This window comes from Streptomyces sp. NPDC093586 (assembly GCF_044764905.1).
Classification (GTDB): Bacteria; Actinomycetota; Actinomycetes; order Streptomycetales; family Streptomycetaceae; genus Streptomyces.
This window is the reverse complement of record NZ_JBIWJA010000003.1, coordinates 102769-116545: the sequence shown is the minus strand read 5'-3', so window position 1 is coordinate 116545 and position 13777 is coordinate 102769. Positions and strand designations below refer to the sequence as shown.

12 protein-coding genes are annotated in these 13777 nt (G+C 72.7%); 7 read left to right on the top strand and 5 right to left on the bottom strand.

Features of this window, described 5'->3' with window-relative positions; all coding sequences use genetic code 11:
* Positions 1–99: 99 nt before the first annotated feature.
* The gene (locus ACIRFH_RS04530) at positions 100–789 is read right to left on the bottom strand and encodes a spermidine synthase (RefSeq protein WP_403517066.1); all 690 of its coding nucleotides are present in this window, start codon (positions 787–789) and stop codon (positions 100–102) included.
* Positions 790–974: 185 nt separating this feature from the next.
* On the opposite strand from ACIRFH_RS04530, the gene lon reads away from it, so the two are divergent.
* Positions 975–3398: an endopeptidase La gene (gene lon / locus ACIRFH_RS04525; protein ID WP_403517065.1), complete on the top strand. Its 2424-nt coding sequence runs from the start codon at positions 975–977 to the stop codon at positions 3396–3398.
* 132 nt (positions 3399–3530) lie between these two features.
* On the opposite strand, the gene ACIRFH_RS04520 is transcribed toward lon, so the two are convergent.
* The gene (locus ACIRFH_RS04520) at positions 3531–4349 is read right to left on the bottom strand and encodes a lysozyme (protein WP_403517064.1); all 819 of its coding nucleotides are present in this window, start codon (positions 4347–4349) and stop codon (positions 3531–3533) included.
* A 248-nt stretch (positions 4350–4597) separates the two neighbouring features.
* On the opposite strand from ACIRFH_RS04520, the gene ACIRFH_RS04515 reads away from it, so the two are divergent.
* A complete protein-coding gene (locus tag ACIRFH_RS04515) occupies positions 4598–5092 on the top strand; it encodes a MarR family winged helix-turn-helix transcriptional regulator (protein WP_403517063.1) in 495 nt (164 codons plus the stop codon).
* 17 nt (positions 5093–5109) lie between these two features.
* On the opposite strand, the gene ACIRFH_RS04510 is transcribed toward ACIRFH_RS04515, so the two are convergent.
* Entirely contained in the window at positions 5110–5913 is an 804-nt protein-coding gene (locus ACIRFH_RS04510; RefSeq protein WP_403517062.1) for a protein phosphatase 2C domain-containing protein, read from the bottom strand.
* 440 nt (positions 5914–6353) lie between these two features.
* Between ACIRFH_RS04510 and ACIRFH_RS04505 the strand changes: the two genes are divergently transcribed.
* From ACIRFH_RS04505 to ACIRFH_RS04485, 5 genes are read left to right on the top strand one after another with little or no spacing between them, the layout of a single operon-like run.
* Positions 6354–9383: a nitrate- and nitrite sensing domain-containing protein gene (locus tag ACIRFH_RS04505; RefSeq protein WP_403517061.1), complete on the top strand. Its 3030-nt coding sequence runs from the start codon at positions 6354–6356 to the stop codon at positions 9381–9383.
* Entirely contained in the window at positions 9380–9883 is a 504-nt protein-coding gene (locus ACIRFH_RS04500) for a roadblock/LC7 domain-containing protein (RefSeq protein WP_403517060.1), read from the top strand. Before ACIRFH_RS04505 ends, ACIRFH_RS04500 begins: the two co-directional genes overlap by 4 nt.
* A complete protein-coding gene (locus tag ACIRFH_RS04495; RefSeq protein ID WP_403517059.1) occupies positions 9880–10329 on the top strand; it encodes a DUF742 domain-containing protein in 450 nt (149 codons plus the stop codon). Before ACIRFH_RS04500 ends, ACIRFH_RS04495 begins: the two co-directional genes overlap by 4 nt.
* Positions 10310–10951 carry a GTP-binding protein gene (locus ACIRFH_RS04490; RefSeq protein ID WP_403517058.1) on the top strand — a complete coding sequence of 214 codons (642 nt, stop codon included), beginning with the start codon at positions 10310–10312 and terminating at the stop codon, positions 10949–10951. The genes ACIRFH_RS04495 and ACIRFH_RS04490 overlap by 20 nt, the downstream gene beginning before the upstream one ends.
* A gap of 15 nt (positions 10952–10966) precedes the next feature.
* Positions 10967–12232: a styrene monooxygenase/indole monooxygenase family protein gene (locus ACIRFH_RS04485; RefSeq protein WP_403517057.1), complete on the top strand. Its 1266-nt coding sequence runs from the start codon at positions 10967–10969 to the stop codon at positions 12230–12232.
* Here ACIRFH_RS04485 and ACIRFH_RS04480 read toward each other — a convergent pair.
* Together ACIRFH_RS04480 and ACIRFH_RS04475 are read right to left on the bottom strand one after the other, a co-directional pair.
* Positions 12196–13353, bottom strand: coding sequence for an NlpC/P60 family protein (locus ACIRFH_RS04480; RefSeq protein ID WP_403517056.1), 1158 nt, complete (start codon positions 13351–13353; stop codon positions 12196–12198). The genes ACIRFH_RS04485 and ACIRFH_RS04480 overlap by 37 nt on opposite strands.
* 105 nt (positions 13354–13458) lie before the next feature.
* Positions 13459–13770 (bottom strand): hypothetical protein, encoded by a 312-nt coding sequence (locus ACIRFH_RS04475; protein ID WP_403517055.1) that lies wholly within the window; start codon positions 13768–13770, stop codon positions 13459–13461.
* Between the last annotated feature and the right edge of the window lie 7 nt (positions 13771–13777).

The following is a 13777-nucleotide window of genomic DNA, read 5'->3' as shown; positions in this document are numbered from 1 at the left end:
GTGTGCTTTCCGGAATCCGTGGGGTGATCCCATGACTGCGCTCGACGCTTGAACGATCCGCGTCAGGGCAGCAGCGTACGGGGATGCGCCACGGCTTTGCTATCCAGGCCCGACGCCGAGGTGGACGACGTCCGGAACGCCCCGGGCAACGGGGATCTCTTCGGTACGCACCTGCTGGAACCCGGCATTACGCAAGGTTTCTTCGAATTCCGGAGAGGGCTGCGCGGACCACACGGCGAGCACCCCGCCGGGCCTCAACACCCGTGCGCAGCCTGCCAGTCCGGCCGGCGAGTACAGTCCGTCGTTGCCCTCGGTGACGGTCCAGTCGGGGCCGTTGTCGATGTCGAGGCACAGCGCGTCGTACGTGGCGGAAGTCTCATTGACGTAATCCGTCAGATCCGCCTCGACGATCTCCGTGCGGGGGTCGGCCAGCGCCCCGCGGGACACCTCGGCCAGCGGTCCGGCGCGGTGCCAGTCGATGACGGCGCGTTCGCGTTCGACGACCGCGATCCGGCCCCAGCGGGGGTCGGCGGACGCGTGCACGAGCGAAAAGCCGACGCCGAGCCCGCCGATGAGCAGGTGCGGTGCGGCCCGGCCGTCGAGCGCCTCGGCCGCCGCGTCGACGAGCCGGCGCTCCGAGCGCCCGTCGGAGGTGTCCATCAGGAAGCAGCCGTTCGCGATGATCTGCAGCAACGCCCCGTGCCGGCGCAGGACGACCTCGCCGTACGGGCCCTCGCGACGGTCCAGAACTTCCGGGGTGTCGTGGGAGTCGTAAGAGGTGAGGGGCATCGGCCCATCCTGGCACTTCCGTCGGGGGGAATCACCGGGGTTCCGGCCGTGCTGTGGTGCGTGAGGAGGCGGCTTCCGGTCGGCACCGCTCCTTGATCGCTCACAGCGAACAGGACCCTGGGAACAATCATCGGCTCCCGAGCATTGAGTCGGCATAACTCAACTTGACTGCCGAAGGGGAGATCATGGCTGCTGAGTCCACGGCGTTCACACCGCTCACCCTGCCCGTGCTGCCGCTCGACGACGAGATCGTGCTGCCCGGGATGGTGGTCCCGCTGGATCTGAGCGATCCCGAGGTGCGGGCCGCGGTGGAGGCCGCGCAGGCCGCCGCCAGGGACGAACCCGGCAAGCCCCGGGTCCTGCTGGTGCCGCGCATCGACGGCACCTACGCGAAGACCGGCGTCCTCGGCACGGTCGAACAGGTCGGCCGTCTCGCGGACGGCGACCCGGGCGCCCTCATCCGGGGCCGCAGCAGGGTGAGGATCGGCGCCGGCACCACCGGCCCCGGCGCCGCCCTGTGGGTCGAGGGCACGCAGATCGACGAGAGCGTGCCCGACCCGCTGCCCGGGCAGGTGACCGAACTCGTCAAGGAGTACAAGGCCCTCGCCACCGCCTGGCTGCGCAAGCGCGGCGCCTGGCAGGTCGTGGACCGCGTCCAGGCCATCGACGGCGTCTCGGCGCTGGCCGACAACTCCGGCTACTCGCCGTTCCTGACCACCGAGCAGAAGGTCGAGCTGCTGGAGACCGCCGACCCGGTGGCCCGCCTCAGGCTCGCCACGAAGCAGCTGCGCGACCACCTCGCCGAGCAGGACGTCGCCGAGACCATCGCCAAGGACGTCCAGGAGGGCGTCGACAAGCAGCAGCGCGAGTTCCTGCTGCGCCGCCAGCTGGAGGCCGTGCGCAAGGAGCTGCGGGAGCTGAACGGCGAGCAGGAGGGCGAGGAGTCCGACGACTACCGCGCCCGTGTCGAGGCCGCGGACCTGCCCGAGAAGGTCCGGGAGGCCGCGCTCAAGGAGGTCGACAAGCTCGAGCGGGCCTCCGACCAGTCGCCCGAGGGCTCGTGGATCCGCACCTGGCTGGACACGGTCCTGGAGATGCCGTGGAACGAGCGCACCGAGGACGCCTACGACATCCGGGGCGCCCAGGCCGTCCTGGACGCCGAGCACGCGGGCCTGCAGGACGTGAAGGAGCGGATCACCGAGTACCTGGCCGTGCGCAAGCGGCGCAACGACCGCGGCCTCGGTGTCGTCGGCGGCCGCCGCGGCGGTGCCGTGCTGGCCCTGGTGGGACCGCCCGGCGTCGGCAAGACGTCGCTCGGCGAGTCCGTCGCGCACGCCATGGGACGCAAGTTCGTCCGCGTCGCCCTCGGCGGCGTCCGCGACGAGGCCGAGATCCGCGGCCACCGGCGTACGTACGTCGGCGCGCTGCCCGGCCGGATCGTGCGGGCGATCAAGGAGGCCGGGTCGATGAACCCGGTCGTGCTCCTGGACGAGATCGACAAGGTGGGATCCGACTTCCGGGGCGACCCGGCCGCGGCCCTGCTGGAGGTCCTCGACCCGGCCCAGAACCACACCTTCCGGGACCACTACCTGGAGGTCGAGCTCGACCTGTCCGACGTCGTCTTCCTGGCCACCGCCAATGTGCTGGAGGCGATCCCGGAGGCGCTGGCCGACCGCATGGAGATCGTGCGGCTGGACGGCTACACCGAGGACGAGAAGGTCGTCATCGCCCGTGACCACCTGGTCCCGCGCCAGCTGGAGCGGGCCGGCCTGGACAAGGACGAGGTCACGATCGACGAGGGCGCGCTGCGCAGGCTGGCCGGCGAGTACACCCGCGAGGCCGGCGTGCGCACCCTGGAGCGGTCGATCGCGCGGCTGCTGCGCAAGGTGGCGGCCCGGCACGAGCTGGGCGAGCGGGAGCTGCCGTTCACCGTCACCGACGGCGACCTGCGCGATCTGATCGGCCGGCCGCACCACGTGCCCGAGTCCGCGCAGGACCCGGCCGAGCGGCGCACCTCGGTGCCGGGCGTGGCCACGGGCCTCGCGGTCACCGGCGCGGGCGGCGACGTGCTGTACGTCGAGGCGTCGCTGGCCGACCCGGAGACGGGCGCGGCGGGTCTGACGCTGACCGGCCAGCTGGGCGACGTGATGAAGGAGTCCGCGCAGATCGCGCTGAGCTTCCTGCGCAGCCACGGCGCCGAGCTCGAACTGCCGGTGGCCGACCTGAAGGACCGGGGCGTGCACATCCACTTCCCGGCGGGCGCGGTCCCCAAGGACGGCCCGAGCGCCGGCGTCACGATGACCACGGCCCTCGCCTCGCTGCTGTCGGGCCGGCTGGTCCGCACCGACGTGGCGATGACCGGCGAGGTCTCGCTGACCGGGCGGGTCCTGCCGATCGGCGGGGTCAAGCAGAAGCTGCTCGCGGCGCACCGGGCGGGCGTCACCACGGTGATCATCCCCAAGCGCAACGAGCCCGACCTGGACGACGTCCCGGCCGAGGTGCTGGACAAGCTCGACGTCCACGCCGTCAGCGACGTCCGCCAGGTCCTCGAACTGGCGCTGGCACCGGCCGTGAACGGTGCCGAGCCGGAGGTTCCGGTCGCGGCGTGACGGACGTGCCCGGGAGAGGCGAGGGCCCGGGTCCCCGAGGGGACCCGGGCCCCGTCCCTGTCCGGGTCGGCCGTCTGCCCGGCTCATTCGTCCGGGGGCGACCCCCGTACCCCCGGCCGGGGGTGGTGCCGGTCAGCCGTTGGCCAGTGCCTGCACCCGGTCCAGCGCGCCGTTGAACTTGTCGTGGTCCCCGACCGTCGGGCCGGACGAGGTGTACTGCCACATCGTGTAGTAGCCCCAGCCGGCCGGCAGCGTCCCCACCGTGGAGGCGTACCGGGCGATCCACAGCGGGTTGTTCGCGGCGAAGCCGCCGTAGTTGCCGGTGCACTGGGTCCACCAGCTGGTCGCCGTGTAGATGACGGCGTCCCGGCCGGTGCGGGCCTTGTACTGGTTCAGGAAGTCCCGGATCCAGGTCACCATCGCGCTCTGCGTCTTGCCGTAGCAGGCGGCACCGTACGGGTTCCACTCGATGTCGAGCGCGCCCGGCAGGGTCTTGCCGTCCCGGGACCAGCCGCCGCCGTGGTCGACGAAGTAGTTGGCCTGGGTGGCGCCGCTCGTCGTGTCCGGGGTGGCGAAGTGGTACGCGCCGCGGATCATGCCGACGTTGTAGGAGCCGTTGTACTGCTGGGCGAAGTAGGGGTTCGTGTAGTAGGTCCCCTCGGTGGCCTTGACGTAGGCCCACCTGACCCCGCTGTTCCACAGGGTCGACCAGGCGACGTTGCCCTGGTGGCCGGAGACGTCCACGCCCTCCGTCTGGGTGGCGTCACCGGGTACGGGGGTGCCCTGCTGCCCGTCGTGGGCCAGGACGCCCATGCCCATGTGGGCGGAACCGCGGGGCGGGGTGTCGGCGGCCGACGAGGGCTGGGCGACGAGGAGGGAGAGGGCGGCGAGCAGAATCCCGGTGGCGGCGAGACGCCGGCTCCGGGCCGATCCGGATCTGTGCACGAACATGGACGTGCCTCCGATGGCTCGGTGGTGCTCGGTGGGGGATGCGCGGGCGGGGAAGGCGGCCGAGCGACGCCGGTATGGCGTGCGCATGCCATCCTCGCCCGGTGAAGACGCTACGCACGTAGAACGTCGGAGGGGAAGAGGGCCGGTGGCCGCCGTTGGTCTAAGCCTGCGAAATACTTGCCGAGCTGCGGTGATGGCGGCCCGTGGCGGAAACTTTCAGGACCGGGAAGATCGAGGCAGGGGCTGACGTGCACGAAGGCGGAAACGGCGGCGGTCGCCGGGACGGATCCCCGGTGTCCGGGACTGGTGTGAACCAGCCCGAATTCCTGGCACTGGAACGCGAACTGACGGTGCTGATGCGCCGTGCGCGGGCCAGTCAGGGAGAGATGGCCCGGGAGGTCCACCCCGATCTGGAACCCTCCGCCTACGGCCTTCTCGTCCGGCTCGGCGCGTGCGGCGGACAGCGTGCCACGGACCTCGCCGCCTACATCGGCGTCGGCAAGGCGACGATGTCCCGCCAGCTGCGCGCCCTGGAGGAACTCGGCCTCGTCGCCCGCGAGCCCGACCCCGCCGACGGCCGCGCCTGGCTGGTCACCCTCACCCCGGAGGGCCAGGAGCGGGTCGGCAGGGTGCGGGAGGCCCGCCGGGCCCGGTACGCCCGCCGGCTCGCCGACTGGGACCCGCGTGAAGTGGCGGAACTGGCCCGCCTGCTGCACGAACTGAACCGGGGAATGGAGAAGTAGCCCGGCCCGGCCCCTCTTCACGGATCCGCTCGAAGCTCCGCGTACACCACCGTCGCGTCGTCGTGCGTCTTGCCGCGGCCGAGGAACTCCGGCGCCCCCGCCGCGTCCACGCGTTCCCGCTCCCGCACCCGGTCCACCAGTGCCCGCGCGCCCTGCTCGCGCACCAGGGCGAGGCAGTCCGCCCAGTCGCCCTCCCGGAACGTCTCCACCCAGCGCGCGGCCCCGTCCGTCAGCGCCATCAGCGTCCGCACCTCCTCGCGCGGCAGCGCCCCCGTCACCGCCCGTGCCGCCACCGCCGGGTCGGCCGCGGCCGTGAAGAAGCCGCCGTCCTTGTTGCGGTAGCCGGCGTCCACCAGCGCGTCCGTGGCGAGGGCCGAGCGCGGCAGGCGGGCCAGCCGGTCGTCCAGGACCGCCGTGACCGTGCCGTCGGGAGCCTCCACCAGCAGGGCCGAATCGGACAGCACCAGGTACTCGACCTGGACGGGGGACCAACGCGCCAGGACCACGGTTGCCTGAGGCGTACGCGGGTGAGAAAGGTCACAGGTTCCCGCGTGCGCCGCGGAGGTACGCGCGATGGCGCGGGACAGGACGTCGGAGAGAGGGGCATCCGCGAGTGAAACGGTCAGTTCGGTCAGCGCACCACCGAGCCGCGCGGTGAACCAGGGTACGGAATGCAGACAACCCGTCTCCCCCCTCGGGGGTGTCACGCCGTCCAGCACGACGAGTGAGCCGCCCTGTCCTGAAGCCGGTAGTGCGACGCTCGCGAAGTCCTCGTTGGGGCGGTCGGCGAGGCCTGGTTCCGAGACGAGTTCCGTGCGCATCCGGCCAGTCTGCACGATCCCTTCACAGAGTCCGCAAAAGGCTGGCAACTCTCCCCGGAGCAACGCGGACGCGCAGGTCAGCAGCCGGATTTGGGGTGGAATGCTTCACTCCGCCAACGCGTGGCGGCACATAGTGCCATCGCCCGTCGCGGACGTCCAACCGGCGCGCCGCCCGTGCCCGACGCACGAGCCACCGGAACTTGCCCCCCAACTCCCGTCCGGGGTTCACTCCTTCGGGTGGCGGGTCAGGTGATGCGCGCCCACCGCCCACCGACACTGGGAGGGTCGGGAACCGGTGGGGGGCCTGCCCCGCTCACGGGTTCTCCCCGTCCGGCGCACGGTCGGCGGCGGGGGATCGGCCCAGAGTTCGGGAAAGGGTGCACGCGCCGGCCGGCCAGTGGACGGAGCGCCACCCGGGCCCACGGGTACACGAGTCAGGAATGCGAGCACCGGTGCAGAAGACGCGGCCTCGTCGTACAGGCAAGCAGACGGCCCCTGTGGGGAGCGCGGAGCGAACACCCGGTACCCCCTCCACCCCGGTGACCGAGGCGCCGCCCGTCGGCAAGGGCCGTCCCACCCATGTACGCAACCGGCTCATCGTCGCCGTGGCGGTCGTGGCCGCCGCCGTCGCCGCCGCCGGGGCCCCCTCGGTCGTGGCCGCCTCCGGGCAACTGCACGACGCGCAGGACCTGGTGACGCTCGCCGAGCGGACCCAGGACGCGCTGGCCCTCGCCCACTCCCTCGCCGACGAACGGGACGAGGTCACCCCCTACGTCGCCGCGGGCCGCCCCAGGTCCAAGGCGCCCTCCGAGCAGCGCAGCGCCCGCGTCGACCGGCAGGTGGAGGAGCTGCTCGCCGACACCGACACGCCCGCCTCCCTGCGCGAGGACCTCGACGCCATCGCCGCGCTGCGCCGGTCGGCGCTCACCGGGAAGAGCACCGCCCTCCAGGCGCACGAGGCCTACTCGAAGGCGATCGCCGAACTCCACGCCCTGGCCGGGGAGCTGGCCGAGCGGATGCCGCCCCGCGCGGGTGCCGGCGCCCACGCCCTCGCCGAACTGGACACCGCCGTCCAGCAGGCCGCCGCCACCCGGGGACTGCTGCTCGCGGCCCTCGGCGTGCCCAGCAGCACCAGGACCGTCATCGACCCGGTCACCGGGCTGCCGACCGAGTCCATCACCTCCTCGGACGCCGACACCGAACAGCGCGACGCCCTCACCGCCGCCGCCCAGCAGGCCCGGGTGCGCTCCGACGCGGCCCTCGCCGACTTCCGCGAGGGGGCGCCCAAGGCGGCGCGGGACAGCTTCGACGCCACGGTCACCGGGCCGGAGGTCAACTCCGCCGAGAAGTACCTCGCCGGCCTCACCGACCGGCCCACCCTCTCCGACGACGACCTCGGCACCTCCGTCAAGAAGCTGGACGCCGCGCTCTCCGCCCGCATCGACGCCATGCGCGGCGCCGAGTCCGCCCTGTACGAGAAGCGCATCCAGGAGCTCGAGCGGCTGCGCGACGACGACGTGACCGCGCTGGAGATCCGGATCGCCGTCCTCGGCGCGCTGATCCTGCTCGCCCTCGGCATCGCCACCGCCATGGCCCGCACCCTCACCCGCCCCCTGTCGGTGCTGCGCCGCGGCACGGCCCGGCTCGCCGGCGCGGCGGACCCCACCACCGAGGAACCGGTCGCCTTCACCGGCCGCAACGACGAGTTCGCCCAGGTCGTCCGCTCCGTCAACGCCCTGCACGCGCACGCCGCCGCGCTCGCCGAGCGCGTCACCACGCTGGAGGCCGACCGCAAGCACCTCGTCGGCCAGCGGCAGAAGATGGCCGACGCCCGCGAGGAGCTGCGCGCCGAACTCGCCGAGTCCGCCGCCCAGCTGGAGGTCGTCCGCAAGAGCATCGGCTCCACCTTCGTCAACCTCGCGCTGCGCACCCTCGGCCTGGTCGAGCGGCAACTCGCCGTCATCGAGAGCCTGGAGGAGCGCGAGCAGGACCCGGAGCGCCTCGCCACCCTGTTCAAGCTCGACCACTTCGCCACGGTCATGCGCCGGCACAGCGAGAACCTCCTCGTGCTGGCCGGAACCGAGCACATCCAGCACAGCACCGGTCCGGTGCCGCTGGTCGACGTGGTCCGGGCCGCGGTCAGCGAGATCGAGCGGTACGAACGGGTCCGCATCGCCGCGCTGCCGCCGCACGCGCACGTGGCCGGTTTCGCCGCCGACGACCTCTCCCACCTGCTCGCCGAGCTGATGGAGAACGCCACCTCCTTCTCGCCGCCCGACCTGCCCGTCGAGGTCTCCGGCTGGCTGCTGGAGAACGGCGAGGTGATGCTCTCCGTCCAGGACGAGGGCATCGGCATGGCCACCGAGCGGCTCCAGCGGCTCAACGCCCGCCTCACCGACTTCGACCCGGAAGCGCCCTACGACCAGGAGGGCGAGGACGGGCTCGGACTCGGCCTGTACGTGGTGGCCCGGCTCGCCCACCGGCACGGGGCGCGCGTGCGGCTGCGGGAGCAGAAGCAGGGCGGTGTCGCGGCCGTCGTGGTCCTGCCGAGCACGCTGCTCGCGGCGGCGCCCCCGGCGGCCCTCGTCCCGGTCGCGCCGGTGTCCGAGGGCACGGGTTCCTTCACCCTGCCCGGCGCCGACGCGGAGGCCAACTCCAACGTCCTGCACGGCCGTGCGGAGAAGGACGTACGGCAGGACGCCGACCCCCTGGTGGCCTCGGCGGAACAGGCCGTACGGCGCGCGGAGGCGGCGGCCGCCGAGCCGACGGAGGCGGACGCGGGCGGCGCGGTGACCGATCCGGCCCCGGTGCCGGGCACCGACCCGCAAGGGACCACCGACGAGGCTGCGGAGACCGGTGAGGCACGGGAGGTTGCCGAGGCTCAGGGGATCGAAGAGGCGCGGGAGGCTACCGAGGTCCGTGGGATCGAAGAGGCCTCCGAGTCGGATGAGGTTCCCGAGGACGAAGGCACGCGTGGTGTCAGGGACTTCCCCGACGACACCACGATGGAACTCCTGCTCCCGGCGCAGCCCCAGGCACCCACGTCCGCCCGGCAGGAGACCCCCGCCCGGCAGGAGACTCCCGCTCCGCAGGAGACCTCCGCACCGCCGGAGCACTCCGCCCCGGAGCACCCCGCTCCCGCCGGCTCCTACGCCATCGGCCCCGACGTCCACGAACGCAGTGCGGACGAGGGCGCCGAGCCGGCCGGCGGACCCGTCACCGCCAAGGGTCTGCCCAAGCGGACCCCGAAGCTCACCACACCCGCCGCGGTCCCACGGCCGCGCACGTCGGGTTCCGTCGACGCCGAGGCGCTGCGCCGCCGCCTGGGAGGGTTCCGCCGGGGGGCGGAGGCCGGGCGGCGCGACGTCGAGGCGGAGATCGCCGAGCGGACGGACCAGCACCAGGCGCCACCGGCCGCCGGGACGACCGAAGAAGCCACGGGGGGCACTGTCGAGGAGGCAAGCAGTTGACCGCTCCCACCACGTTCGGACTGAGCACTGAGGCCCGTAATCTGCACTGGCTGCTGACCAACCTCGTCGAGGAGGTCCCCGGCATCCTGTCCGTCGCCGTGGTCTCCTCCGACGGGCTGCTCCTGCTCTCCTCCGACCAGGACAGGAACGAGGAGGCCCGGGTGGCGCGCGGCGAGCGGCGCACCGGTCCGCGCGGCTCCGCCGCCGACCTCGCCACCGTCGTCTCCGGCGTGGGCAGCCTGACCGTCGGCGCCGCCCGGCTGATGGACTTCGGCAACGTGAAGCACACGATGATCGCCATGGAGGAGGGCAGCCTGTTCGTGATGTCGATCAGCGACGGTTCGCTGCTCGGCGTGCACGGCTCCGCGGACGCCGACATGAGCGTCATCGCCTACCACATGGCGCTGTTCGTCGGCCGCGCCGGCCACGTCCTGACTCCCGAACTCCGCAGCGAGCTGAGGCAATCCCTGGAGTCCGAGTCGGCGGAGAGTGCCCGATGAGCAGTGGCCCCGGCAGGAACCCGAGGCATCCCAAGGGCCTCCCCGTGCGCGGCGCGGACCGTAAACCCGCCCGCGTCCGCCCCTACTCGCTCACCGGCGGCCGCACCCGCTTCGGCCACGTCCTGCTCGTCGAGACGTTCGTCGGCGCCACCGCGGGCACCGCCGCGCTGGAAGCGGCCGAGAAGCGGAAGGAACTGACCAACGGCGGCCTCACCTCCCGCGTGATGCCGGAGATGCGGGCCATCGTCGAACTGTGCCGCCGTATGCGTACGGTGGCCGAGATCGCCGCGCTGCTGAAGATGCCGCTCGGCGTGGTCCGCGTGCTCATCAGCGACCTCGCGGACCAGGGAAAGATCCGTGTGTACGGCACCGGAACCGGCCACGGAACGGGCCGCCCGGACCGCGCTCTGCTCGAAAGGGTGCTCAGTGGACTCCGTCGTCTCTGACGCCGCCGCCTGCGGCGTCTCCCCCCTCGTCGACCCGGACGAGACCGTGCAGCCCTGGCAGACGGACCGCACCCGCGCGCCGATCGCGACGAAGATCGTCGTGGCGGGCGGTTTCGGTGTCGGCAAGACCACCCTGGTCACCGCCGTCTCGGAGATCACGCCCCTGCAGACCGAGGCGCTGATGACCGAGGCGAGCGAGGACACCGACGACCTCACCGCCACCCCGGACAAGCTCACCACCACCGTGGCCATGGACTTCGGCCGCATCACGCTCGACGACGACCTGGTGCTCTACCTGTTCGGGACGCCGGGCCAGCAGCGGTTCTGGTTCATGTGGGACGACCTGGTGCGCGGCGCGATAGGCGCCGTCGTCATGGCCGACACCCGCCGCCTGACGGACTGCTTCCCGGCGCTGGACTACTTCGAGAGCTGCGGACTGCCGTACGTCGTCGCGGTGAACCACTTCGACGGCAGCGAGCTGTTCGAGGCGGAGGACGTCCGGGAGGCGTTGACGATCCCCGCGCACATACCTGTCATGATCATGGATGCGCGCCGCCGGATCTCGGCCATCGAGACCCTCTTGTCCCTCGTGGGCCACGCGCTCGACGAAACCCCCGAGTAGGAGACGGAACACCGCATGCGGAAGATACTCGTCGTCGGGGCCGGCCAGTCCGGTCTCCAGCTCGCCCTCGGCCTCCAGTCGTACGGCTACGAGGTCACCCTGATGTCCAACCGGACCGCGGACGAGATCCGTACGGGCCGGGTCATGTCGACGCAGTGCATGTTCCACACGGCACTCCAGCACGAGCGCGACCTCCAGCTGAACTTCTGGGAGTCCCAGGCCCCGAAGATCCAGGGGCTCGGCGTCTCGGTGGCGGCCCCCGGCTCCTTCGACCCGGGCCCCTCGCAGCGCGCGATCGACTGGCTGGGCCGGTTCAAGGACGGCTACGCGCAGTCGGTCGACCAGCGGGTGAAGATGGCCGGCTGGATGGAGACCTTCGCGCAGCGCGGCGGCCAGCTCGTCATCCACGGCGTGGCCGTCGGTGACCTGGACTACTTCTCCCGCGCCTACGACCTCGTCCTCGTCTCGGCCGGCAAGGGCGAACTGGTCCGGATGTTCGGCCGGGACGCCTCCCGCTCCCCGTACAGCGAACCGCAGCGCGCCCTCGCCGTCGCCTACGTCCACGGACTGGGCCCGCGCCCGGAGCACCCGGACACGGAGGCCGTCCGCTGCAACCTGGTGCCCGGCGTCGGCGAGATGTTCATCATGCCGACCTACACCACCTCCGGCCGCGCCGACATCCTGTTCTGGGAGGGCATACCCGGCGGCCCGCTCGACGTCTTCAAGGACGTGAAGGACCCCTCGGAGCACCTCTCCCTGACCCTGGAACTCATGGAGAAGTTCCTCCCCTGGGAGTACGCGCGGGCCACCAAGGTCGAACTGACCGACGCCGGCGGCACCCTCGCCGGCCGCTACGCCCCCACCGTCCGCAACCCCATCGGCCGCCTCCCCGGCGGCGGCGCGGTCCTCGGTGTCGCCGACGTGGTCGTCGCCAACGACCCGATCACCGGCCAGGGCTCCAACTCGGCCTCCAAGTGCGCCGCCTCCTACCTCGCCTCGATCCTGGAGCACGGGGACAAGGAGTTCGACGAGGCCTGGATGCAGCAGACCTTCGACCGCTACTGGGAGACGGCCCAGCACGTCACCAAGTGGACGAACACCATGCTCGCCCCGCCGCCGGAGCACGTCCTGAACCTGATCGGCGCGGCCGGTCAGGTTCAGCCGGTCGCCGACCGCTTCGCCAACGGCTTCGACAACCCGGCGGACTTCGAGAACTTCTTCTACGACCCGAAGAAGACGGAGGCCTACCTGATGGAGGTCTCCGGCGCGGCCGGCGCGTAGGCCGCGGCGTATCCCGCGTCGGATCCGCCCGTCGCCCCCGCGGGGAGCCTCGGCGGCGTGTACCGCCGCAGGGGCTCCCCGCCGGGGTCGGGCCGTACGGCGCCCAGCACCGGGTTGGCCGCGATCGGCGACACCTTGACCTCGGCGCCGGGCCGCGGCGCCTGGACGACCATGCCGTCGCCGAGGTACAGCGCCACATGGGTGGCCTCGGGGAAGTAGACGACCAGGTCGCCGGGGCGCAGCTCGGCCAGCGGGACGCGCCTCAGCCGCGCCCACTGCTCCTGGCTGGTCCGCGGGATCGGCGTGCCGGCCCGCTGCCAGGCCTGGGAGGTCAGCCCCGAGCAGTCGTACGACGCCGGGCCCTCGGCGCCCCACTGGTACGGCTTGCCGAGCTGCTCCACCGCGAAGCGCACCGCCCGGTCGCCCTCCGCGGACGGCTTGGCGTCGTCGTCGCCGACCGCGCCGGACGCCAGGAACCGCTCCTGGGCCCGGGCGATGCCGTTCTTCTCGGCGGCGGCCAGCTCGGCCAGCTGCCCGGGGCTGAGCGAGGCGAGCAGTTCCTCCACGGCGCGCAGCCGGGCGCGTACGCCGTCCCGGTCCTTCTTCTGCCGCTCGGCGAGGGCGACCTGCTCCTCGAAGGCCTCGCGGGCCCGGCGGGCCAGGTCGCCGGCCTTCCGCTCGTGGTCGGCCAGGCGGTCCACCGTCTCGACGCGATCCCGGGCCAGCCGCCCGATCACATGCCCCTGGTCGAGCGCGTGCTGGGGGTCGCGGGTCAGCAGCAGCCGCAGGTAGGGGGAGAGGCCGCCGCTGTTCCGGTACTGCTGCCGGGCCAGCCGGCCCACCTCCCCGCGGCCGTCACGCAGGGACAGCCGGGACCGGGCCAGCTCGGACTCCAGCCGCTGCACCGTCGCGCGCTGCCTCGCCAGCTTCTCCTCGGTGCCGTTGTAGGCCTCCGTGGCCTTCTCGGCCTCCCGGTACAGGCCCTGAAGGTCCGTCAGCAGCTCGGCCACGGACCGCTCGCCGGGCGCGGGCCCGGGTGCCGCCGTGGCGGGCACGGGCGCGAGCACGATCCCCGCCGTCACCACCGCCGTACAGGCCAGACGGAGAAGCCTTCCTGACACGTTGTCACCTCCGGTGCGGCGGCGCCTTCGTCCGCTCCGCACCGCGAGCATCGGGCCATCCTCCGGAACGCGCGCGCCGGATGTGCGCGGTTCGGCGCAATGCCGTCACCCGTCGGCGTCGTCCGGCTTGCCGCCCGGCGTGGCGTCCGGTGCGGCGGCCGGCCGGGACCACGGCCAGCGCGGGCGGGTCCTCGTACCGCCCTCGGGGTCGTACAGGTACTTCCAGCGGGCGAAGCCGATCGCGCCCCGGCCCGGGCGCGGCACACGCCGGTAGACGAGCACGGTGGGCGGTCCGCCGTCCGGGTCCGGCACGGGGATGCGGTACGTCTTCGGCGGGTGCCCGGTCGGGCCCACCAGGACCGGCAGCACCCGCCCGTCCATGGGACCGCCCTCGAAAGGGGTGTCTTCGCTCTTCACGGCACCA

Bases quoted from the DNA above. Each gene is read 5' to 3' on its own strand.
- ACIRFH_RS04530 (WP_403517066.1), bottom strand. From the start codon at position 789: ATGCCCCTCACCTCTTACGACTCCCACGACACCCCGGAAGTTCTGGAC.
- lon (WP_403517065.1), top strand. From the start codon at position 975: ATGGCTGCTGAGTCCACGGCGTTCACACCGCTCACCCTGCCCGTGCTG.
- ACIRFH_RS04520 (WP_403517064.1), bottom strand. From the start codon at position 4,349: ATGTTCGTGCACAGATCCGGATCGGCCCGGAGCCGGCGTCTCGCCGCC.
- ACIRFH_RS04510 (WP_403517062.1), bottom strand. From the start codon at position 5,913: ATGCGCACGGAACTCGTCTCGGAACCAGGCCTCGCCGACCGCCCCAAC.
- ACIRFH_RS04505 (WP_403517061.1), top strand. From the start codon at position 6,354: ATGCGAGCACCGGTGCAGAAGACGCGGCCTCGTCGTACAGGCAAGCAG.
- ACIRFH_RS04495 (WP_403517059.1), top strand. From the start codon at position 9,880: ATGAGCAGTGGCCCCGGCAGGAACCCGAGGCATCCCAAGGGCCTCCCC.
- ACIRFH_RS04485 (WP_403517057.1), top strand. From the start codon at position 10,967: ATGCGGAAGATACTCGTCGTCGGGGCCGGCCAGTCCGGTCTCCAGCTC.